The sequence below is a fragment of the Methylacidiphilum caldifontis genome (assembly GCF_017310505.1).
In the GTDB taxonomy this organism is placed as follows: domain Bacteria; phylum Verrucomicrobiota; class Verrucomicrobiia; order Methylacidiphilales; family Methylacidiphilaceae; genus Methylacidiphilum; species Methylacidiphilum caldifontis.
In genome coordinates, this window is the sequence record NZ_CP065957.1 from 1,052,056 (window position 1) to 1,075,457 (window position 23,402).

The following is a 23,402-nucleotide window of genomic DNA, read 5'->3' on the forward strand; positions in this document are numbered from 1 at the left end:
GAGAAGAGAGAACAAAAACTCTTCTTTTAACTCTCTCTCTATGCCCCGATTAGCTTAATCTACTCGATTAGGGGCTCCAAGGAAAAGGTCCTACTACAAGGCCGGAAGGTTTCAATCCGACTGTATATACAGTCGGGTTAGAGGAAGAAATCGGGGTTACTGCATAAACCCCCTGACTAACCGGAGATGAAACTGTAACTAGGGTATTTCCATTGGTGACAAAAGGAGAAGCTACAGCTAGAGAAGATCCCGAAAGGAAAATCCCCTGATAATTAGTTCCTGCTGAAGGAGAATAGCCATTATCCAAAGACGCATTGACTGTAAGCGATCCTCCGGCTTTCATCGCGATACCACCTGGAAATACAAAACCGGGAAAGCCAAGGATATCCCTGCTCATCGCAAATTGAGAAGGATTTCCTGGATTGACCGTCAAATTCCCACTCACATTGAGAAGAAGATTACCACCCGCATTGGGAACGGTTAAGGTTAATCCCTGAACGCCGTTGACTGTGGCCTGCTCCATAAAGGTAGAAGTATTGCCTGAGTTAATCACCGCATTCCCATTTACCGCTAAATTGATGAACTGAGGTCCTGTCCCATCCGCATTCAGTGTAATGTTAGTAGAGCTAAAGGGCCCGTTGGCTAACTGGAAACCATTCAACAAGGGATTGGATTTTGAAACGAAATGATTGACATTACCACTGAGGGTAAGATCAAGCGATTGAACCGTCAAAACAGCCCCACCCACAAGACTACCTCCAGTAAAAGATACATTTTGAGCTAAGAGATTGGTAGCTAGCACAAAAGGATATCCGGGAGAAAACCCGCTACCCAAAAAAACATTGGTAAGCCCATTTTCTGAAGAATAACTTACTGTTCCTCCTAAATAACCAGGTCCTGTTGCACTACGGAAAATAAAAGTCGTTGGGGAATCCTCAGCGCTAAAAGAGATCGTTCCATTCGAAAATACCCCCCCTTTAGGAAAAATTCCTGTTCCCGAAGGATTAGTAGCCGCCACTATAATTTCATCATGACCGCTGATCGTGCCGTAGTTGGCAATCCCACCTTGCCAAGCTCTTAAAGTAACGTTCTGATCAACATCTTCGCTTTCCTGCCCACCCGTAATTGACCCATAATTAATGATAGAACCATTGACATTGATGACGATCGGTTGGTCTTCAAAAGATACAATCGAGCCATAATTGTATAGAGAACCACTGTACTGCCTGTTCGCAATAGTCAAAGGACCCGAAAAGGCTAACGTCCCATGATTAGCTAAAACCGTGGACCAAACCAGGCTTCCATAACCAGGAGCTCCAGTAGGAGGTAATACCACATTGCCTCCCGTTATATTGATACTTCCATTGCTAATCGCTGTAGCGATCACAAAAGGGTTTTCATCTTCTGACCCATGAATATTTAAGCTACCCAGAACACTAAAGGCACCATTGGCTGGAATTGTAAAGCCCTGTGCACTGGCATTAATGGCATAGCCAGTGATCAGGCTTACTCCTCCCTTAGCCACAATCCCTCCTTCCCCAGGTTCCCCTTTTAAAGCTGCAATGTTTACCGAGGAAGGAGCTGCAATCAGAATCATCGCCCCAGGCTTTTCGGATCTCAATGTTGCCCCATTCATCACCGTAACGAAACTGCCCGGCGTATCTTTGGCAATGCTCACGGAACCTCCAAAATTGGAGGGATTTATCGAATAACCAAAAAGACCTATTCCAGCTGGAGCATTGATCGTCCCTGAGGGTCCCACGATGATCCCACTGCCGTTTGCTAAAAAGAAGACAACATCACCTGCCACGGTGATATTCCCATAGATCTGGGAGGGATTGCCACTGACGTCTACATTTAATAATGTCGCTATGGTTGGACCAGGAAAATTTTTAACGATCCCAAAGTGAGCAGCTGAGCCCACATTAAACCCTGGGGGCTGATTGACATTTAAATTATAAGCTGGACCTCCCCATAGTATAGAGGTAAATGGACTATCCACATGAAGAGAGTTTCCAGGCGGGTTCAACGTCGCCGACCCACTCACTACTTGCCCATGACCAGGGAGTTGGTTCGGAGCAGGAGGAATAAAAGCTAAAAGCTTCTGACTACAAAGGCTAACTAAAAATAGAGATAAAAAAAGAAACTTCCTTAATTTTTTCAAAAAGTTCTTATTCATTTTTCCCCCCAAGAATTTTCCTTTGTCATAGGTATCCCTTTTCCCATTGAGAAAAAGAGTGAAAGCTATTACGGCAAAAAGAATAAAAAATGTCAACGTATTTTTTTTCATCTTCCAGAGATGAAAAAGAGCCAACCTTTAGCTTTTTTTCCTAAACCAGAATGAGCCGCCTAAGGGCTTTAATCCCTTAAGCTGGGGAGCCTCCCATAACTCAGCGAAAATTTTAACCAACTTAGCCTGTTTCGAAACAAAATGAGAAGCAAACAAGACTTCGAACTTCTCTTGGGAAAAAAGGAGAAGAGAACCTAATAGATACTGTTCAGAATAGTACCTTTTTGACCAATCTTTCGGATAATCCTCAGGCCAGAATATGTCATGGAGATGAATGATGACCCCGGGTTTAAGGGCCGGTAAAATTTCAAGGAAAAAGACCGTCACATCGGATCCCTGAAGAACCCGGTGCGATCCATCCAGAAATAAAATATCCCCTCCTTCCAGTTGTTCAAATAGAGAAAGGGGACAGCTTTGAAGTGCCGACCGGAAAGTTTCATCGACTAACTGCTCTACTGCTGTCCTGGGTTCAGGATCTATTGTCAGTATCTTTGTTCGGGGACTGTAGGCTTTTTTTGCCCTATAGGCAAATCGGGTAGAATAACCTGAGCCAATTTCCAGGAATATCTTTGGTTTTTGTTGGGCTATCATCCCAAAAAGAGAGATCGCATCCAGGCTATCAAACCATCTATTGTGCCAGAATGGGGAAAGGTTATCCGAAGGAGGAACAGGACTGATCAAAAGAAAATCAGCAATAAAATTTTTCCAATCGATAAGATATTGCTCGAAGATCGGAAGCTTCGATTCAAGAAGGGCGGTAATCAAGGGATGCCCACTTTTTTCATAGTTCCACCGAGGCTCAAGAGTCGCTCCGTAAGGATACCAATCTTCAACTTCCACAAAACCTCCCTCTGCTTCTTTTTGAACATTATCCTTTTTCTTTGAAACCAAAGCATAAAATTTTGCCAATCTTATCCAATCTCCCGATTGGCTACGAGCTAAAAGCCATAGAGTTTTAAAACCCCGACTCAGCTCTATTTCTAGCTCAAAACCGCTCAGCGGATCAATTTCTTTACCTTTTTGCTTATATCTATGTTGGACATCCAAGCGTTGAGCTTTTCTGGTAAAATAAACCTCTTTTTTGATGATCACCCGAAGCTCTTCGGCAGCCCTTCCCTGGGAATCAAAAAAATAGCCTTTAATGAAAAATTGCCGGTTAGGTAGAAAAAGGAAAGAAGAGCAAGGCTCTTCTATCTTATAGTAATAGGCCTTGGTCATCAACTTGCCCCAAAAAGATTGATCCAAAAATAGCCATCTTAAGATTTTATAGATAAAATGGCTATTTTAGAACAATTTTTTTTCGACTGGTTTTTTTTCATCTTTTTAAAGCCAATACTCTTTTCCATTAGGTCTGTTATTAGTCTCAACCTTCTATCCAGAAAGCAGAAGGACTACTTCAAGAAAAAAATCCTAAGAAAATTAGTCAGGAAAAAAAGCTTGGCTTTTTTAAGTTTCCCCAATTTCAAAAGAAAAACAAAGGGATAAGAAGCAAAAGATATTTTCCCATGCCCAGGCTAATCGGTAATAAGCGGTTTTCTTTGTCTTTGGACCATGAAAACAACAATGGAATTTTTTTTTTGTTATTTTAAAAATCCTTTTCCCCTTTAAAAGTCTCCCTCCAATAAGGACCAAGGATTGTAAAGATCTTTTCCTCTCCCCAAAGATCAATGGGTTTAATCGATTCTCTTTCTTCTTGGCTTGGTTCTTTTAATTTTCTAAAGATCATCGCACCAGAGAAGACTTTTTCCAGTTTCCACTCTTTTTCCAATAACCGCAAAAATTGACACAATAAAGCACAACCATAAAGAAAATTATCATTAATAATCAAAAGCCCCTTTTCCTTTAACCCCTTTGAAAGATAAAGAAATTCCATGAAAGGATAAGGAAAACCCTTTTTGCCATGCAAAATGGCTACGTCATAACCCCTTTGCCCTAGCCCGGGAAGTATTTTTTCGGTAGGCCCTCTTTCTATTCTTAATCGATCAGAAAAGCAGTTAGTTGTTTTCAAATAATCCTGGAGAGGGGCTTCCCACTGCGCCTTAGAAAGCAAAACGGTATGATCCATCTTTTTGTTGATAAAAATCAGGGTAGCGATCAATCCATCCACCTCGATGGTCTTGCTTCCTTCGGGAATCGTTTCCCACAGATATTCAGCAAGATTTTTGTCTATTTCCCCTTCATAATCGACTTCTCCCCCTGCTCTCAACGCTATGTTTTTTGCATAGGCTCTGTATATCTCATCGAGAAGAGTCGTCGAGAAGTTTTCTTGCGCCAAGGGCATTGAAGCCAGAATGGGCAGGCCTCTCTGAGGCAAGGGAACGATTAACTTTCTATGGTGCTGCTGGGCAAGATAGCCCTTTTCCCCTAGTTCCAAGACCAACTCCGCTCCTTCACTCATGCCCTTGTAAAAAAAGCTTTCTAAAACCTTCTGATAGGATTCATAAAGCAGGGTCCTTTGACTTCCCTCAATGGACCCGCCTTCTTTTACTCTTAGAGTTAGGCAATCATGAAGCTTTTTGACTGAACCATAAAGATTTTCATGAAAAGGATAGAGCTGGAGCCATCTTTTCTGCCAATCCTTGATTCTGGAATAATCTTTTACCTCTTGATCGTCATAAAGATAGCCAAAAAGATAATGGTATTTTCCTTTGCATCTTTCCCTCTGGCAGATCCCCTCAAAACCGGGGTTCCTGACAAGGATGGTCCGTGCCTTTTTGTTATAAACGACTTTGAGTCCTCTTTTCGAAAGCCTCCAACCCAGTTCTACATCTTCAAGAAACCTGAAAATCGGGTTAAAAATCCCTCCCTCAATGAGAAAAGATCGTTTAACAGAAATTCTTCCCGACCAGAACGTTTTCCAATCATAAATTTGCCCATCAGTCAAAGCCGGATAGCTAAAATACTGGCCTCCGTCACCGGTGACATAAACTAAAAGGGGGTCGGATCTCAACCTTTCCGAAAGCTCCGTGTAAGCCAGCACGGCAACCGAAGGATCAGGATAACGACGGTGAGAGTTCAACAGTTCAGATAGAAAAGAAGAAGTAGGAATATCATCGTCATCGAGAAAAACTAATATCTCCCCCTTGGCCAGATAGATCCCTAAGTTGCGCGCGGAGGCCTGGGCTGCATGTTCCTTGCGGACATAACGTATAGCCAGCTGAGCTGAAAAAGCTTCGACAACTTGAGGGCTATCATCACTGCCACCATCATCAATAATAATTAACTCAAAAAGAGAGTGATCCAGCTCTTGCTGACCCAGCGCATGGAGTACTTTTTGAAGGTAGACTGACCGATTAAAAGTAGGAATAATAACACTGAGCAGCGGAGAGGATGAATTAGACATAAACTTCAAGGATCTGAAATGCTTCTTCTTTTTTCAAGTGGGGATTAACCGAAAGAAAATACTCCATCTCTTTCCAAGGATTCGATTGCTCATAGTACTTCACGGGGATCCTAAAATTATGGATACAGCTAACCTGATCAATGATGCCCAACTTAAGGCCCGACTTTTGGAGAATCACAGGCCAGTGGTAATCGAGTCCCCAACCGGAGGGTGGAAATTCAGGAAAAGGAAAGAGTAGCTCTAATGCCCTTCTACTGATACAAACCACAGGGCCTATCTCTACATATCGAGTGAGCCTTGCCTTAATGCCATCGATCTTTTCAGTAAAAGGATGATCAATAAAACTTTGATGAGAGCGGGCAGGCTGTGAAAGATCAAAACCATATTTCAGAACCCATTCCATGTAATGATCAAGAAAACCATCTGGCAATTCGACATCATCGTCACATAAAAAGATATAATCAAATGAACTCTCTTTGGGAATCAGCTGGTTAGCCGCAGAAAACTTCCAGAAACTTCCTTTTTTTAGGGTATAGGCCTTAAGTTCAGGATCTATTTCCCCTTGCCCCAATGCTGCCCATCTCTGCTCAACATCCCAGTTTTGCGAAGAACTTAAAATTTTGACTAGATGCCTAATCAATGAAGCTCTATTTAAATAATAAACCCCAATGACTCCAATCTTCCCCTTGCAATTCATACCAAAGAAAAGGAAAAAAGTTTTTTTAATCTTGCTTTGACCACCGGCTTCGAAAAGTACTTCTCTACATGCTCAAGAGAAGCTTGAGAAAGACTTTCCCAAAGCCCCTTATCCTTATATAGCTTTAGCACAGCTTCAATAAACTCTTCCTTGTCATCACAAATAAAAGCGGTCTTTCCCCCTTCCAATTTCATCCCTTCAGCTCCAATGGTCGTTGTGACAACAGGAAGCCCAAAAGCCATCGCCATTCCTATTTTGCCTTTCATTCCCGCTCCAAACCTCAAGGGTGAAACAAATACCCTTACCTGCTCAAAATAAGGGCCAAGCTCTCGAACATAGCCAATCGGATTAATCCCTGGTTGGGTTAACAGATCTTTGGACACAAACTCTTCAAGAAAACTGCCAACAATATCGAAAGTACAACCTGGGATCTCTTTCCGGAGGCTTCCCCACATCTCTGAAATAAAAAACTTTAAAGCATCTACATTGGGAGCATGACCAAAATAGCCAAGGAATAAGATCCCCTTGCGGTCTTCCCACCGATTGGTAGGCGGACAGATCTCATGAATATTAGGAATCCAGACAACTTCTGTCTGAGCCCCAACTTCCTTTACAACTTCCTTTATCTTTTCTTGCTCCTCCTCGGTAATGGCCACAACGACGTCCGATCCCACAAAGTTTGCCCTATCGATAAATTGGACAAGCTCCGCTTCTTTTTTGACCGCCGAATCTCCCGTAAGGGTTGCTTCTCTCTCTAACCTAACAAAAGCAAGGTCCACCGGGTCGTAAATGAGCTTAGCATTGGTCGCATAACTTCTAATCATTGGAATGAAGCTGTAGGCAACGGTTGGGGAAAAAACGTAGGCTAAAGAAAACTCCTTTCCCCATTGGCTAAGAAAATTCTCTGTCTTTTTTTCTCCGTAGATTATCTTTTTAACCCCTACTTTAAAAAGAACCTCTTCGTAGTGTTGAATCTGTTCATCCAGAATTTCTTCTTTAAACAGTTTAGCATGCCCTTTTCGATCCAACAGGGTAGCTAGGGAAACTTCCCATCCCAATTCTCGAATAATTTTTATAATCTCGAAAGTTCTAAAATCTCCTCCTCTTCGGTCAGGAACAAGAAGATAGTCGGTAAAAAGAAGGACTTTTTTTTGAGGAACGATTAAAAAGGAGTTATCCCAAAAAGAAAGTTCTGTTTTCCCCCTAATGATCCTATTTTCCTTTTGCCCATAAACAAGGTAATGCCAAAGGGGATTGACTTGGGCTTCCTTGACGTCTGGATAACACCGCAGATAATAACGCAGATCAAAATCGGGATGCGGATTGCGCCCCTCCTTCCAACCCTGTTCAATAAAATGCAGTAGCGGATTGACTCCCGCCGCCTTGACATCGGCATTCTGTTCCAAGTAATAGGCGCTGTCAAAATAGCCATTAGGGTTCCTTCCCTCTTTCCACCCGTATTGAATATAGTGCAAAAGCGGATCAACCCCCGCCTCTCTCACATCCGGGTTATGCTTGAGGTAATAGGCTTGATCAAATAGAGAAGAACGCAAAATCTTAAAGTATTGACCCCATTGGAGAGAGTTTTCTTTGCCCTTTTGAGGGCTCTCCAAGGATTCCATGCTCTCTAAAAAATGCTTCAATGGATTGATTCCCAACTGCTTTACTTCTGGATGAGTTTCCAGGTAAATTCCTACGTCAAAATCGGGATGCGGATTGCGCCCCTCCTTCCAACCCTGTTCAATAAAATGCAGTAGCGGATTGACTCCCGCCGCCTTGACATCGGCATTCTGTTCCAAGTAATAGGCGCTGTCAAAATAGCCATTAGGGTTCCTTCCCTCTTTCCACCCGTATTGAATATAGTGCAAAAGCGGATCGAGCTGGCTTTGTTCAACATCGGGATAACTACTCCAGTAGTAACCGGGATCAAAAAGTCCAGATTCGATCAACCGGATCGCCGTTGCCTTAACCGGATCAACTTCTTCTTTTTTTCTCCATCCCCATTTTTTTTTCTTCTCTTTAGCCTCTAAATGAAACAGATCCCTGGAAATTTTAGCTATAAATTTTAGGTTAGCATTTCTAACTAAATGATTTTGTTTTAATTTTGCCTTAAGTTCTGAGATCTGATGTTTTGTGTCTTGGAGTTCTTCAATGAGCTTCTTTTCCTTACTATATAGCTGAGCAGTAATCTCTTTTTGTCTTCGGTAATAAGAATCAATGAGGCCGAAAAGGTCATGGAAAGCCGAAAACTCCCTGGAAAGCCTATCCATCCCTTCCTTGGCTTGTTGGGGAAGGGGATGAACGGTCATCGATTTTAGGAGTTTCCAGCTTTCGACAAGGGGATAAAAAGCCGCTTGATTCTGTTCGAGGTCCTGGTCTTTAAAATGGGCATGCCGGTATTCTTCTTTCAGAAAATTTCTTTTTAAAGCTAGAACAGCTTTTTCATCGTAGTGCAGCGATAAAACCTCGGCGATCCTTTGAAGATCCCTTTCAGGCTGTTGCAGGAACTGATCGTAATCGACTACCGCTTCCAAAAAAGGGGCATACAAAGGCCAAGGAGAAACATTATGGGAAAGCCATAGACAGAAAGACTTTACCACGGGAAACTGGTTTCTCTTATACAACGAATAACCCACGCTCAAAGGATTGCGAATAACCAGCAGATAAGAGGGCCTTATGCAGAGTTTTTCAAACACCGCATGCCAAAAACGAAGCAGGCGGATGGTTCTTGGATCCTTAAAAGTAAAATCCTTTCCTTTTAACTTCTGCTCGAGCAAGTCTTCAGCTTTTTTAAGAAGGGCAACCATCCTGGGCTCATGAAAGTCGAGGGAAGGAGGAGCAAAACTATCCCAGGATGAACCACTGGCAGCAAGGATTTCTTCGTTGATCTCCATGATGTCCTTGTCTTCCCAAAAACCTGTCGGATTATCCGGTTGAGGTTCAAGGATCTTTTCCCCTATCGATAAGCCTAGCTCTACTAAAGATCTTGTTAAAGCACTCGTGCCACTACGGTGCATTCCCAGGACGATGATAAGCCTCTTTTCGTTTTTGGTCTTTTCTCTATGCCCCATCCTCTAACCTCGATGAAACAATCGCCTATAGCTTAAAACACTAGATATTAGCTTTTGTCTTTTTGAATATCAAAAGAAAAAGGAAAAGCTTTTCTTTTATTCTTTTTCAAATACCATGATGTCTTGGAAAAAAACCCCAGGAATCTCTTTCCAATTTCCAGGATAATGACAAAGAATTTTTAAAGAACTCCTTTGCAAAAGCAGCCCAAGAGCTTCTTCTTTAATTCCGATAGCCTCTTCTGGCACTTTTGCCCATTCTGGGCAGAACCAGAAAGAAGAATCATAGGCAGGTTTACTAAATATCCACATGTTTTGGGCGGTCATATGATATTTTGCTTCTGCTTCTGCCCGAAAGGGCAAGCTTTTGTCATAAGCACGATCAAGCAAAAAAAAAGTGATGATCGCTCGGCCTTTTTTCTTCATTACCCGGCTAATCTCTGAAAAGTAAAAAAGACTATCTTCTTCAGAAAGATGCGTCCAAACGCTGAGGGCTGTAACAAGATCAAAAAATTCGTTTTCAAAGGGTAGTTTATCTTGAGTTTCATTTTGAGGAGCATAATGAGGGTTTTTTGCCTTTAAAGGGAAAAAATGGAATTTTTCAGCTGGATAATGCCTCCGACAAAACTCAATATCCTCAAGCCGAACATCAACCCCATAATAGGCTCCTTTTTCCCCCAGGAAAGGCTCAGAGGCAATCGCCAAAATCCCAGTTCCACAACCCATATCCAAAATGTGGTTATCTACCTTGCGATCAAGATGTTGATAAAAAAGCGTTTGAAAGATCCCAATAACCTGTGCCCATTCCCCATAAGCATATTTTCCCCCTCGCCGGTTCTCTTCGGTAGGGATTAACCGGAGATTTTTCGTTCGGCGAAGGTGGGTCTTATCCAGGGCTAAATAAGCTTTATCCAGGGCATGATAAGAATAAAATCCAAGGAGATTTTTTTTGTGGCTTTCCTCAAACGCAGGCTCATTAAATACAACCCCCGTCAAGTAGGCTAGTTGCTCTTGAGTGGGAAGGTTATTTTTATCTTTGGAAAGCAGATACCAGCTCTGCCTTGGATGATACCAGGGTAAACGGACAAAAAACAGGCAAGCTTCTTCGATCAACTGGGCGATTGTGGATGGCCGGTAACTTACAATTCCTGGATAAATCCATCCTTCAGCCTCAAAATCCTCCTTTCCCTCTATAAATGTTAAAGCAATCAGTCCTCGTGGCTTAAGAGACAAGCCAAAGGATTTGAGAGCTTTTTTAATCAGATCCTTTCCTGTGTGAGAAAAAATCGACTGAGCAAGAATGTAATCGAAATCCACGCCAAAAACATCGGTTTTGAAATCTTTGTTATGATCAAAATGGGGTTTTTTTATCTGGATAATATCGCTACCAATCTCATTTTTGATGGCTTCTTCGATTAACCATTCACAAGGTTCTATACCAAAATAATTTCCTTCCTCAAGATAGGGAATAAAAAGCTTGCCGGCGCGAAGAGAACCACAGCCAAAGTCAAGAAGTTTATGATGCGCTCTTAAACCTAAAGCACAAAGAAGCCTAAACTGGGTTGCTCCCATAAAATCATACTGGTCAGGATGCCCCACGTAGGCTTTATAATGGTGATCCCCAGGTTTTAACTGGGAAATATCATTATTATTCTTCTTCTGTTCTCTCTTTCTTTTGTTTTCTTTTTGATCAAGAAGACCCCAAAAAATGTCCTTAAATCTCATCAATGATAACTGGATAGTCTATCCAGCATAGAAAAGGGAAAAGTCCTTGTCAAGTTGCTCAATAAAAAGGAATGCCCTTTTGCTTTCTTCATTTTTTGGTTATCCTCTACTCCTGGTCGTGTTGCCAAAGGATTGCTTATCACCCTTTCCAAAATTAGGGAGCGATCCATGAAATCTTATCCATTGAGGACCCAGCGCTTAAGAAAACTCCTTGTACGTAATGGATGGAATACTTCTGAGACCATAAGCTGATCAAAGCAGCTGGCTGGGTAATGACAAAAAGACTACTAAGCTAAGAGATAATTTTTCAGTCCTAATCCATAAAAAATTGGGCAATAGGAAGAGTTCCATTAAAGCTGGAACCTAGGCCAGAAACATTCAGGCTACATTCCCAATTTGCCAAAGATTAGTTGTAGGCTTAGAAAAAAAAGAGCAAAGCCATGTTCATACCCCTCAATGCCTACGAAACTAAAAACCTCATTATCGACTTCTCTAGGCTTCTTGATCACTGTTCGGGGGGAAGTGGAAAAGTTTAAAACTATACCCTATGGTTAATCCCCATATTAATCCTTTTTAAGGAGACGATGAATATTTCCCCTTCACATTAATAAGCTATTTAATCCGTCTTTAAGGTATTGAGTACAAAATAGTCCTGAAAATAAAAAACTTAGGATTAAAAATTGGGAAAAGAAATTTTAATTTGTTTAGACTTAAGCTTTTCCCCTTTATAACCTTAAGAAAAAAGATCAAATCAATAAATGAAAAGGAAATTGAAACTCAAAACTCCCTAGCCTTATTTTACCAGGCTACCCCACCCATTACAAATCCAATCCATGCTTAAAGAAAAAAAAATCCTTAAGATATCCCTATCCAAAGAAGCCAATTTCCATTGCTTTACCTTTTCTTTCCAAAACATTTCCTTTTTACACTTTGCCTCTCCCTTTCATCCTCAATAAAAAAAAGAGGCGGAAACCTTCCGCCTCCTTTTTCTTCAATCCCATACAGGGTCTATTCCCACTAGCCTTTATGCCTTATTGCCAGGGGAATGGACTGGTCACCAAAGCAGTAGGTTTGATCACAGCATTATATACCCCAGGGAAAAGGGGAGACTCAGTAGCGGCATAAACCGTTGCACTCACTGGTATCGAGGTATGAACAAGAGTATTCCCATCGGTCACAAACGGGGCATTAACAATGATTTGAGGTGCCGAAAGGAATATCCCCTGTAAATTTGGTCCAGCCACTGCTGTGTAACCATTATCAATCGGCACATTCACCGTCAAGGTTCCACCCGCCTTCAAGGCTACCCCTCCAGGAAAGATGAATGAAGGACCAAGATGAAGAATATCAGTGCTTAAGGCATGATCGATAGGAGTACTACCCCCAACCGTCAAGTTGCCTGTAGCATTCACCAATAAGTTCCCTCCCGAATAGGGTTCAGCATTGGCTAATCCTGTGGGTATAAAAGACTTATTAATAAACGTAGAGTTGTGATCCGAATTTATGACCGCATTGCCATTAACAGCCAGGTTAATAACATGAGGAGCTAGAGCACTAGTCACATCAATAGTTATATCCGTAGAACCAAAGTGCCCATTGGCAATATTAAACCCATTAAGAAGAGCATTGGTGGGACTGACTACATTGCGAACATCCCCCACCGTTGTCAGGTTAAACTTTTCTGTTGTAAGGACCCCATCACCCGTCAAATTACCCCCTTTAAAACTCACTACTTGGGAAATAATTGGCATGTCTAAGAAAAATGTCGACAGTGGCGCTGCTGCCGAAGATAAAGCAACAGCATGTAAGCCATGTGGATCAGCAATATTCAGCGCTCCTCCCACAAAAAATACATCCCCTGTCGCACTCGAAGCCCATATATTAATGTTCGGAATCCCCGTTAACTGGTGGGGATAGAGAGGAGCAAATAAGCTTATGGCAAGATTTCCTGGATTGGTAAAGCTATCTGTCGAGGCCGTTGGACTTGTAATATTAATCTGCCCGCTATTATAAACACTTCCTAGGGGATATTGCGTATTCAATCTACCCGGATTCTGAGCAAATAAATTAACAAAGTCATAGCCTGACATTATCCCTTTGTTAATCAATGCTCCCTGCTGAGCCCAAAGATCCACGTTCGTATTCCCTCCATTCATCACCGCTCCTGAATGGTTAACGATGCTCCCCGTAACCCATATCACTATCCCAGGAAGGGTTGCTGCGGGATTGCCGAGTATTGTTCCTGAATTAGAGAGCGATCCATGATAACTTACCGTCTGAGGACTCAGTGCTTGGGAAAAACTAATTGTACCCAAATTATATAGCCAACCTTGCCACATCCCCATGCTCCCATAGCCTAAGCCCCATTGGATATCACTCCCACCAGGAAGAACAAGATTCCCATTTGTCGTTATATTCCCAGAAGACAAAAGAAACGAGCCAGCTGGAAAAACAAAACTACCAGATGCAGGACCTGAAATGGTAATAGATCCCGCTGTTGCCCCAGAAGTCGAATTGGTTATCACACTAGGTGAAGTCACAAATGTATTAGCAAAAGCATAATACCCACTAAATGCATAGCCAGATATAATATTTACAGTTCCAGAAGAACTCGTAACCAAAGAACCCGACGTAGCAATCCCCACATTCACAGAAGGAGCTGCAATTAATATAGATGCATAATGTGCTCCTGAAGCCGTAATAGATGCCCCAGACTCTACATTAACAAATGACCCGACTGTCGTGGGCGCCACACTCACAGTTCCATTAAAAGTCGAAGCTTGACTACTCAAATTATAGCCCAAAAGTCCAAGTCCCCCAGCAGCTGTAATTGAAGCATTAGGACCCACAATAACCCCACTCCCATTAGCCACATACACTGGGGTAGCACTGAATGTATGTATTGCTCCCATAATGTAGGAAGGACTGCCTGTCGTGTCTACATTTAATACGCTATTCCCCCCTATACTTAAGTAAGCAGAAGATCCCACATTAAAACCTGGACCACTCCCTGTAACATTCAATGTCCCCCCACTACTCCCCCATAAAATTGCCGTAGGTCCGATAACTGACAGCGTAGCAGCATTGGAATATCCTGGTGGTGGTGTCATAGTTGTATAATGCGCAGTGCCAGCTACAATTGTCCCGTTTCCAGGTAATTGACCAGCTCCAGGCACAGCCCAGCTTTTTGCCCCCACCCCGATCCAAAGTCCAGCCGCTAAAATTAAAAGCGCTTTATATAACTTCTTTAAAAATTTCCTTTTCACGGTCTCGTTTCCTCCGTTACGTTTTAGCTCATATTTTATATCAGATCTATTTTTTGTTTTCCTTCTTCTTGGTATTACATAAAAATTAAAAAAATATTCTAAGCTTTGTTTTCCTATTTTTTTATACTTACATTCTTCCTCTCTATATTCTCAAGAAAAAAGATAAAACCAATAAATGAAAAGGAAATTGAAACTCAAAACTCCCTAGCCTTATTTATCAGGCTACCCCAGCCGGTACAAATCCAATCCCTGCTTAAAGAAAAAAATCCTTAAGAATATCCCTATCCAAAGAAGCCAATTTCCATTGCTTTACCTTTTCTTTCCCAAACATTTCCTTTTTACACTTTGCCTCTCCCTTTCATCCTCAATAAAAAAAAGGAGGCGGAAACCTTCCGCCTCCTTTTCCTTCAATCTCAAACAGGGTCTATCCCCACTAGCCTTTATGCCTTATTGCCAGGGGAATGGACTGGTCACCAAAGCAGTAGGCTTGATCACAACATTATATGTCCCAGGGAATAAGGAAGACTCAGTAGCGGCATAAACCGCTGCACTCACTGGTACCGAGGTATGAACAAAAGTATTTCCATTGGTCACAAACGGAGCATTAACAATGATTTGAGGTGCCGAAAGGAATATCCCCTGTAAATTCGGTCCAGCTACCGCTGTGTAACCATTATCAATCGGGTTATTTACCGTCAAGGTTCCTCCCGCCTTCAAGTATACCCCACCAGGAAAGATGAATGAAGGACCAAGATGAAGAACATCAGTGCTTAAGGCAAAATCGGTAGGAAAACTACCCCCAACCGTCAAATTGCCTGTAGCATTCACCAGCAAGTGCCCTCCCGAATAGGGTTCAGCATTAGATAATCCTATTGGTGCCAAACTATTAATAAACGTAGAGGTGTCACCCGAATTTATGACCGCATTACCATTAACAGCCAGGTTAATAACATGAGGACCTATAGCAGTAGACGGATCAATTTCAATAGTCGTAGAACCAAAGGGCCCATTGGCAATATTAAACCCATTAAGAAGAGGATTGGTGGGACTGACTACATTTCTTACATTTCCCGCAACATCCAAATCAACAAAGTTAGCTGTTAAAACACCCAAGCCAGTCAGATTTCCAACAAAAAAATCTGCGTTGGTTGCCGTTAGATTGGTCCCTAAAAGCATCGTGCCAGTCGGGGATGTTTTAAAATGAGCTGTAGTACCGACAAGAGTAGCTCCCGCTAAGTTCACTGGCCCCGTTAAATAGATCGAGCCGGTACTTGGATCAGCTGAAAGACTTAAATGATTGGCACTACTGCTATTGGTAATTTGTATCGTCCCACTGCTCGCTATACTTCCAAGAGTATAAGGACCAAGCTGGTTAGGATTTTTTGCAGTAAGGGAGACAGCCGTATTTCCCATTATCGTTCCCATGTTATTAATTCCCCCACCCGCAGCTTTCAAAGTCGTATTAAATCCTGATGATCCAATGGTCGCCCCCACGTTGTTGGTAATACTTCCACCTACAGCAAGATGAATATTAGAACTACTTGCTATAATAGATCCATTATTGACTAATGAACCAGAGCTACCAGATGATGAAGAGAAATCTCCTGTAATCGTTCCATTATTGGTAAATGTGGAAGCAGCAAGATTAGAAGAATTCCCCGTACCCCATTGAGCTAACACACCTGTTAAAACAAGATTCCCATTTGTCGTTATATTCCCAGAAGAATATAAAAATGAGCTACTAGGATCTGTAAAAAATAATGATGAAGGTCCACTTAACGTAATCGATCCCGATGTCCCGGAAATCGGGGAGATCGAGCCAGCAGTAAAGCTACCATTTGATACATTATAACTTGCTACCGAATATCCCGAAAGAATATCTAAAAAAGTCATTCCAGAAAATGAAGTAGGAGTAGCCACAGCCACATTAACTTGGGGAGCAGCAACAAGTATAGTATTTCCGGCTCCTACAGTAATACTCGCCCCGGATTGAATCGTAACAGCCCCTCCCGTAGTCATGGTCGGTGTCACACTCACCGTTCCACTAAAACTACTCGCCTGGGCCGAGAGATCATATCCCAAAAGACCAACGCCCCCCGCCGTAATCGTTGCTCCTGAACCAACAATCACTCCACTCCCATTGGCCACATAAATAGGAATACCCGTAGCAGTAATCGCACCCATAATGTAAGAGGGGCTACCCGTCGTATCCACATTGAGAAGAGAAGTAAAACCAGTAATAGTTAATGAAGCCGCCGATCCCACATTAAACCCTGGTCCTGAACCGGTTACATTCAAAGTTCCTGTAGAACCCCACAAAATCGCTGCATTACCACTTCCATTCAGAGTAGCTGCATTAATATAACCAGGTGGTATAGCACTAGGACTATAACTACTAACTGTTCCCGATACAGTTGTTCCATTCCCCGGCAACTGTCCAGCACCCGGCACAGCCCAGCTTTTTGCACCCAACCCGATCCAAAGTCCAGCCGCTAAAATTAAAAGCGCTTTATATAACTTCTTTAAGAATTTCCTTTTCACGGTCTCGTTTCCTCCTTTACTTTTTAGTGTTTATTGTTGAAAGGATCTTCCCTTTAATCATTTTCTTTTTGAGTTGTCAAAGAAAAAATAGAAATTTTTAAAAAATTTTTTCCCTTGAGATTCTTTCCTTTTTAAAACTATCCGCCTTCTCAAGACTTTACCCTTCTTTCTTTTATTTTCTTTGGAATAGCAACAATTAAAAATTCTGTCTTAAAACAAAAAGAATCGCCGCTCTTCCCCCCGTGGCATAATTTCTCTGGTCAACCGGCACATTGATCGACATCACCGGAAATGCCGCGTAAGCACTGAGGGTTGTTCCATAACGATGGACCAGGTCAACACTTACTCCCACATCCCCTAGGTATTGCCAAGCCGCTACCGCCCCCTGGGGCAGAAAATTAAACCGACTTCCCCCAAATTCCGTATATCCCGATGCATTGATGGTAAATCCTCCAAGATTCCATGTTGGCGAGTAAAGAACGCTTCGCCCTATAAAGCCCGAATCTCCAAAAAGAACAGCCGGGTACCAAGCCGAAAGATTACCCATCCCCCCCAAAATCCACATGTCCATGATCGGCAAGGTGTTTTGCGAAATTTGCCCATAACCCGAAACCATGAAATTCATCCCGTAAGGAAGAGACTGCACATAATCCAGGTTGATCTTTTCATAAGTAAAATAGGGATTGGGCGCCCCAGGAATACCATCGACATTCTGGTTTAAGATCTGAAAACCACCATGAGCATAGGAATGAACTACGTGCGCTCCGGCATCCCAATGGGCTGGTCTTCCAAAAGCGATAAAATTCTGGGTATAGGTCGATCCAATCTGAAAAGAATTATAATCTTGAGCATAAAGGTGTTGAAAAAGAAAATAATCCTGGAAATTGGTAAAAGCCATGTACTCATCAAAACCCCAACGGATCGATTCACTGGCATAAGCAACCTGTTGTCCATAGAGCTGCCAGTAGCGCAGATCACCCGAGCTTCCCGAGGCCAGAAAACTGGCTAGCTCAGGGGTCATCCCCGGAATGTTAAAAAGCCCCAAGGCATTAGGTCCCTCCACAAAATGCATCTGCCTATACATCACCCCATAAACCCCAAAGGGATTAGCCCAGGAAAGACCAAAGGTTCCCGCATAATAAGTTCCCCCATTACTGTAGGTATCAAAACCGGTCAGTCCATCGGAAAGATCTCCCGTGATCTGTAGTCCATAGCCTGGCCTGTAAGCGACCACAAGATCAGTTAAATACCGAGAAACAAATCGAGTTCCGTAGTTACCAAACATTACGGAGGTATCCCACGGCTTGGCTTCATCGAGCACATTGGGCGTAAAAGTCTGAACGGGCTGCGATTCCACGAACATTTCACTGGTAGCATAATCTTTACCCGGTTCAAAATGGACTTTAGGCTGTTCTTGCTGCCTGCGTGCATAGTTTTCGGCATTAATGTTGTCCCGGATCACATCCGAAGTTTGCACATCTGTTCTATTCTTTAACCCGTAGTAAAAAAGATTAAGCGGTTTTTCTGCATGAATAGCGCTGATTTTTCCTTCGATCACTTCTAACTCTACCTGGTGATCTTCGGCATAGGCCCTGACGGTCACAAGAAAATAGCCCTTCCTCTGGTAAAGCGTTTTTAGTCGATTCACAGCATCTTCTGGGCCAGTCGCCTCCCTTAAGCTTTTTTTAATTGTTCCGCTAGAAAGCACCGTATTGCCCGTGACAACATAGGTATAAGGAGGGGCAGAAACGATGATCGGCTTGGCTTTAAGCTCCCTGGGATTGACGAAACTGACCGGTTGCCTTTCTTTGGGAAGATTAAAAGGAAGAACCTCAGGTTGTTGATCAGCTTGGGCAATGGGATTTTCTTCCCTTTCAGGATTACTAGGCAAGGCTTCTTCTGTCAATTCATTGGTCTTTGAACCATTTTGGCCGTTTTGTTCTTCACCTGCAAAAGAGAAAGAACAAAAAAAAATGAGCAAAAAACCGATTTTAAACAAAAACCTCATGGGAAAGTATTACTTGTAAAAGTTAACCCTTTACTTTTCAACCTGTTTTTAAGCTTAAATTTTTTTTCCCAAGAAATTTACAAGTCTTATTCTTCGACATACCGGATGGCTACCGCATGGTAGGCGGGAATGTAGCGGTTAAGGTTAGCGTCGTACATTCCCCCCGAAGTATTGATGATAAAAGGATTGCCAATGGGAACCGAGCGATCTTCTATGATCAAAGCTTCAGCTCCAAGTTCTCTTGCTTTCTGGCTTAAAGCGCTAACCAGTTCAGTCTTGGGGCTGTTTTCAGCTCCTCGAACATCCATTTCAGCAATCTTCACATACTTTCTTTTGGGCTCTTTATTTAAAATTTCTACATAGCGGCTCGGGCTATAAGTTTCGCTTCCCAATCTCTTGACTCGGACCGATTCCTGGTGAGCACAGCTCAAGAAAAAGAAAAGAAAGAAAATGCAAAAACCATAAGAAACAGAGCGCATGGAAGGGTTATTATGGGGTTGAAGAAGAAACATTCAAGGGGAAAATCTGAACTTGACTTGCAGCGATCAGTTCCTGGACATATTTCTTTAAGTTTTCCTGCTCGATCTGCTGAATTAACTGCGGTTTGAGTTCCTCGTAAGAGGGCACTTTCATGGGTCTAACCGCAAGAAGCTGGATCACGTCCCAACCCATCGAAGAAAGAATGGGGCCTCCCACCTCACCGGGTTTAAGTTTCTCGATTAAAGAATACGCGGAAAGTACAAGGCTCATGCTGTTCTGCCATCCCAACTCCCCTCCCCGGTCAGCGGTCTGTTTTTCTATGGATTCCATCGCCAACAAAGAGAAATTCTCTCCTTTTTTTAACCTCTCCATAATTTCAAGGGCTTTTCTCCTTGAGGGAAGCACAATATGCCTTAGCTTATATTCTACCTTGGGAAAGTTTTTTAAAAGCTGGGCATAGCGCATCCGCAGCTCTCCTTCAGAAGGGGGTTTAACCTTGATTTTCTTCTGTACAACCAGCTCGGTTAGGGCTTTACGGTTAAATTCTTCTTGAGCTTTGAGTAGTTCCTTACTTTTCTCCAGGTCAAGCTTGAGGGCCTCTTGATAAAGAATTTCCTGTTGGACAAGGCTAACGAGGGCATTTTGGATAGCCTGGTTATCGGGCTTGGTAATCCCCGCTTTTTTTAGCTCCGCAAGCACGTAAGATTTTCTGATTTCCACCCCATTGACCAAAGCAAGAACCTGGTCATCCTCCATTACCCCCGATTGAGAAAAAAGAGCGGCAAGACCAAGAACCCAAAAAAAGATAAAAAAGGAAAACTTCCGGACTGAATTCATGGTAAGATTTAGAGGGAATTTCATTATGAGCTTTAAAAAATGTTATTGCAACAAAAAAACATGGGTAAAAAAGCTTTCCTGGCTTCTTTTAAGCATTCTTACCCTGGATTGGAAAGATTAAACATCTCTCAATAAGATTAAGCTGCTTACCCTTTGAAGACAATCAACCTTAAAGACTTACAAGAGGCCATCACCGGTTTTTTTTTATCTCCTTAAGGCAAGGGGCCTTTTCTTTTTTCTTATCCTCTTTTTTTAACTTTCCCCAATCGATTCATCGCACTGGGTCAACTGGCTTTTCTTTTGAGGCACTCTTTTTTTTGCTTTAACATTTAGCCTGGAACTTGAGCGGTTGCAGCAATAGACTTAAGGCTTGGACTTCGGTTTATTTTGAGGGCCTGCATTGGTAATTCTAAGGAGGTTTTGCTGAAGGATCGCATTTGTCGGGTTTAAGAGATAAGCCTTGCTGAAAGCCTGATGAGCCGCTTCTTTTTTGCCTAACTTCTCATAACAAAGTCCTAAGCTATGGCGGGCATCAATGAAGCCTGGATCAAGATGGTTTGCTTTTTCCAAGGGATAGAGCGCTTCGTTATAGCGGTTTAAAGTCATGTAAGCTATCCCCAGATGATACCAGGACTGGGCTGTAGGCCTAAGTAAAGTGGCTTCTTTGAAGCTTTCGAGAGCTTTTTTAGTCATGTTCAGGTGTTCTTCTTCAAGACCCAAAGCCATCCAAAAATCGGGATTGGTAGGTTCTAACTTTACCGCTTGACGGTAAGCCAGAAGGGCTTTGCGGTGGTTTTGGCAGAGGATGTAGCTATCTGCCAAAAGCTTGTAAACTTCTCCGTTTTTAGGTTGTAGGCTTTGGGCTCTTTTCAATAATAAATAGGCTTTTTTCCACTGTTTTTCTTCGATCTGTTCCTTTGCCCGTAGGATTAAAAGCTTGGCGAGGCTTATTTTATCAGCTGGATAAGAAGAAGGGCTCAAAGCGGGTTCCGACTTTAAGGGACCGCTTGCCCTTGGTGGTTGAGCTTGAAGGACCGACAAGGAAAAAAAAACAAAAAAGATAAAAAAAGAAAACAACCCCTGTTTTTTCATGAATAAGTCCAATAATAAAAAGGGAAGGTAATATACGATAGAAAAGCATTTGCCCAAAAGAGCTTTTTTTTCTTTTATAGAAAAAGAAATTTTATCTCTTTTTTAGGTTACAATTTAGAGGGTAAGAAAACCAAAACAAAAGATAGTTACTTTTCTTTCTAAAGCATGGATCAAAAAAAGCTAAATTTAAATAAAGATCGGCTGCCTATCTCCAACCCAATTTTTTGGTTCTTCTATCGTTACTTTCTATATCTATCTCGATTGGGAACTCCTAAAAAATCATTTTTTTTTCTTCTTTATTCCTTGATGAAGATCGCGATCAGCTCTTTTCCAGAACCAGGAAAGAAAAATACCTTCCAGGGGAATACCCCGTAGCCATACAAGATTTATCTAAGAAACTGACATGATACCCTTTTAGAGTTTTTTTTGCGTTTAATGGCTTTGGGCTAGGAACTCATACTCAGCTCCTTGGGTCATCAAACAGTTACAAACTTCTTTTATGCCCGGTTGCTTGGGATATAATTAAAGCCTTGTTGGCCAATCAAAACAGGGTACCGGTGTAAAATGTTTTGGCCTTATTTTACTGCCACTGAAGCTGGATTTATTGGCTTGAGAACTACCCAAGCTAGCCATAAAAAAGAAAAAATCCAAGTTCAATAGCCTAGCTCAAAAACTTTTCCTTTTAAAGCCCGAGCAGCTAAAAACCTGTATTCAGTCATTGCAGCCAGCATTACTGGAAGGAAAAGGACTAACTCCTAACAGCCGAAAGATTTCTTTGATGGCTGAAAAGCTAGCTCCATTCCCTAACCCAATGTTACCCAGTTCACTAATCAAAACTTGCTTCCACTTTTGAGCAACAAAAAAATCTTCGGCCACTTGTCCCGGAGCCTAATTTGATCCTTTGAGGGGTATAATAGTCTTGGGGATAAAGCTTGGATACTTGTGTAATTTTTTTTAAGATCTTTAGGATCCATCCAGAAGAAAAACGGTACTCGGCTCTTTTGTAAGACCATTTTCCTAAAATTGATCCCATCTTATCAAAGACATTTTGATTTCTTCTGCTTTCTTCCTATACTGTGTCCTGTAGCCTTGCTTGAAGAAAGATATTGTTCATCATTCCTTTTTTTACTGATCATTTTGATTGCAGATATTAACAGCTAACCTTTCATTCATTTGTACACGCAAGCTTGCCCCGTTATTGCCTTGTTATGTATGTCTAGGGCATTATTTTCTTTTTTTTAAACTCCAAGAGGAGGATGATGAACGGAGGCTACAATATTGGCTTTTTTTCTCTTTAGCCGCTTGTGGGATTCGAACCCACGACCCACGCTTTACGAAAGCGTTGCTCTACCTCTGAGCTAAAGCGGCATATATCCTTTAAATTTGATAAAAGGTTATTTTTATTCGAAGAAAAATAAAAATTCTTTTTTATTATTTTCTTCTTTTTTCTTTAGCCTATCATTAAAGAAAAGATGAGCCGTAAAATTTCTACAGGTAGCCTTATTCTCATTGGAACGGTTAGTATATTTCTCCTTTTCTCTTTTGGACTCTTGGCCTATCGGCTCACTGTCGAACATTCTAAAGCTGAGTGGGATAAAATTATTTTAAGTTACAACCAAGCCAACTCAACAGAAGAAAAACTTAAAATCGCCAAGGAGCATCTTTCTCATAAGCAATCGGCTGTCTGGATTTTACAGTGTGCAGGGACATTTTTTGAAAAGGGAGCGGTGTCCGAAGCTTTATCAAACTTTCAGTTTTTTCTTGATCATTTTCCAGGCCATCCTTTGGAACAAGGAGCTATGCTTGGTGTAGGAGAATGCCTGGAAAGCCAAGGGAAAATAACAGAGGCCTTGGGTTGGTATCAGAAGATTTTAGAGAAAAAAGACATCGCTTCTTATAAAACAGTAGCCACATTGAGAATAGCCCAGATCCGAATCCAGAAAAAAGAATACGCTCCAGCAAAAGAGCTTTTAGAAAAATTTCTTACACACAACTCCTCTAGTCCTTTCGCCAACCAGGCTCAGATGCTCCTCGAGATGATTCCCTCATCCTAAT

The 23,402-nt window shown here is 42.0% G+C and carries 14 protein-coding genes and 1 tRNA gene; 1 reads left to right on the forward strand and 14 read right to left on the reverse strand.

Annotated elements, in window-relative coordinates; genetic code table 11:
- Positions 1 to 67: 67 nt before the first annotated feature.
- The 14 genes from IT6_RS04985 to IT6_RS05050 form a co-directional block, all read right to left on the reverse strand.
- Positions 68 to 2,290 carry a filamentous hemagglutinin N-terminal domain-containing protein gene (locus IT6_RS04985; RefSeq protein ID WP_206828293.1) on the reverse strand — a complete coding sequence of 741 codons (2,223 nt, stop codon included), beginning with the start codon at positions 2,288 to 2,290 and terminating at the stop codon, positions 68 to 70.
- 27 nt (positions 2,291 to 2,317) lie between these two features.
- Positions 2,318 to 3,508, reverse strand: coding sequence for a class I SAM-dependent methyltransferase (locus tag IT6_RS04990; RefSeq protein WP_206828295.1), 1,191 nt, complete (start codon positions 3,506 to 3,508; stop codon positions 2,318 to 2,320).
- 367 nt (positions 3,509 to 3,875) lie between these two features.
- Positions 3,876 to 5,633: a glycosyltransferase family 2 protein gene (locus tag IT6_RS04995; RefSeq protein WP_206828297.1), complete on the reverse strand. Its 1,758-nt coding sequence runs from the start codon at positions 5,631 to 5,633 to the stop codon at positions 3,876 to 3,878.
- Complete coding sequence (locus IT6_RS05000; protein ID WP_206828300.1) at positions 5,626 to 6,330, reverse strand: DUF707 domain-containing protein; 705 nt, start codon at positions 6,328 to 6,330, stop codon at positions 5,626 to 5,628. Before IT6_RS05000 ends, IT6_RS04995 begins: the two co-directional genes overlap by 8 nt.
- Complete coding sequence (locus tag IT6_RS05005) at positions 6,327 to 9,401, reverse strand: glycosyltransferase (protein WP_206828302.1); 3,075 nt, start codon at positions 9,399 to 9,401, stop codon at positions 6,327 to 6,329. Before IT6_RS05005 ends, IT6_RS05000 begins: the two co-directional genes overlap by 4 nt.
- Positions 9,402 to 9,497: 96 nt before the next feature.
- On the reverse strand, positions 9,498 to 11,123 hold the full coding sequence (locus tag IT6_RS05010) for a methyltransferase (RefSeq protein WP_242524366.1): 1,626 nt from the start codon (positions 11,121 to 11,123) through the stop codon (positions 9,498 to 9,500).
- Between the two features lie 1,031 nt (positions 11,124 to 12,154).
- On the reverse strand, positions 12,155 to 14,389 hold the full coding sequence (locus IT6_RS05015) for a beta strand repeat-containing protein (RefSeq protein WP_206828306.1): 2,235 nt from the start codon (positions 14,387 to 14,389) through the stop codon (positions 12,155 to 12,157).
- Between the two features lie 447 nt (positions 14,390 to 14,836).
- Entirely contained in the window at positions 14,837 to 16,930 is a 2,094-nt protein-coding gene (locus IT6_RS05020) for a beta strand repeat-containing protein (RefSeq protein WP_206828308.1), read from the reverse strand.
- A gap of 196 nt (positions 16,931 to 17,126) precedes the next feature.
- The gene (locus IT6_RS05025) at positions 17,127 to 18,938 is read right to left on the reverse strand and encodes a ShlB/FhaC/HecB family protein (RefSeq protein ID WP_206828310.1); all 1,812 of its coding nucleotides are present in this window, start codon (positions 18,936 to 18,938) and stop codon (positions 17,127 to 17,129) included.
- A gap of 86 nt (positions 18,939 to 19,024) precedes the next feature.
- The gene (locus IT6_RS05030) at positions 19,025 to 19,417 is read right to left on the reverse strand and encodes a hypothetical protein (RefSeq protein ID WP_206828312.1); all 393 of its coding nucleotides are present in this window, start codon (positions 19,415 to 19,417) and stop codon (positions 19,025 to 19,027) included.
- A gap of 10 nt (positions 19,418 to 19,427) precedes the next feature.
- Complete coding sequence (locus tag IT6_RS05035) at positions 19,428 to 20,255, reverse strand: peptidylprolyl isomerase (RefSeq protein WP_206828314.1); 828 nt, start codon at positions 20,253 to 20,255, stop codon at positions 19,428 to 19,430.
- Positions 20,256 to 20,618: 363 nt separating this feature from the next.
- On the reverse strand, positions 20,619 to 21,347 hold the full coding sequence (locus IT6_RS05040; protein WP_206828316.1) for a tetratricopeptide repeat protein: 729 nt from the start codon (positions 21,345 to 21,347) through the stop codon (positions 20,619 to 20,621).
- A gap of 711 nt (positions 21,348 to 22,058) precedes the next feature.
- Positions 22,059 to 22,223, reverse strand: a complete 165-nt coding sequence (locus IT6_RS05045; RefSeq protein ID WP_206828318.1) for a hypothetical protein — start codon at positions 22,221 to 22,223, stop codon at positions 22,059 to 22,061.
- A gap of 420 nt (positions 22,224 to 22,643) precedes the next feature.
- Positions 22,644 to 22,715 (reverse strand) — tRNA-Thr (locus IT6_RS05050).
- A 104-nt stretch (positions 22,716 to 22,819) separates the two neighbouring features.
- Between IT6_RS05050 and IT6_RS05055 the strand changes: the two genes are divergently transcribed.
- The gene (locus tag IT6_RS05055; protein WP_134440327.1) at positions 22,820 to 23,401 is read left to right on the forward strand and encodes a tetratricopeptide repeat protein; all 582 of its coding nucleotides are present in this window, start codon (positions 22,820 to 22,822) and stop codon (positions 23,399 to 23,401) included.
- Position 23,402: the final 1 nt, after the last annotated feature.

Excerpts from the sequence above, each read along its gene's own strand:
- IT6_RS04985 (WP_206828293.1), bottom strand. The coding sequence starts at position 2,290 with ATGAAAAAAAATACGTTGACATTTTTTATTCTTTTTGCCGTAATAGCT.
- IT6_RS05005 (WP_206828302.1), bottom strand. The coding sequence starts at position 9,401 with ATGGGGCATAGAGAAAAGACCAAAAACGAAAAGAGGCTTATCATCGTC.
- IT6_RS05030 (WP_206828312.1), bottom strand. The coding sequence starts at position 19,417 with ATGCGCTCTGTTTCTTATGGTTTTTGCATTTTCTTTCTTTTCTTTTTC.
- IT6_RS05010 (WP_242524366.1), bottom strand. The coding sequence starts at position 11,123 with ATGAGATTTAAGGACATTTTTTGGGGTCTTCTTGATCAAAAAGAAAAC.
- IT6_RS05055 (WP_134440327.1), top strand. The coding sequence starts at position 22,820 with ATGAGCCGTAAAATTTCTACAGGTAGCCTTATTCTCATTGGAACGGTT.
- IT6_RS05025 (WP_206828310.1), bottom strand. The coding sequence starts at position 18,938 with ATGAGGTTTTTGTTTAAAATCGGTTTTTTGCTCATTTTTTTTTGTTCT.
- IT6_RS05040 (WP_206828316.1), bottom strand. The coding sequence starts at position 21,347 with ATGAAAAAACAGGGGTTGTTTTCTTTTTTTATCTTTTTTGTTTTTTTT.
- IT6_RS05035 (WP_206828314.1), bottom strand. The coding sequence starts at position 20,255 with ATGAATTCAGTCCGGAAGTTTTCCTTTTTTATCTTTTTTTGGGTTCTT.
- IT6_RS05000 (WP_206828300.1), bottom strand. The coding sequence starts at position 6,330 with ATGAATTGCAAGGGGAAGATTGGAGTCATTGGGGTTTATTATTTAAAT.
- IT6_RS04990 (WP_206828295.1), bottom strand. The coding sequence starts at position 3,508 with ATGACCAAGGCCTATTACTATAAGATAGAAGAGCCTTGCTCTTCTTTC.
- IT6_RS04995 (WP_206828297.1), bottom strand. The coding sequence starts at position 5,633 with ATGTCTAATTCATCCTCTCCGCTGCTCAGTGTTATTATTCCTACTTTT.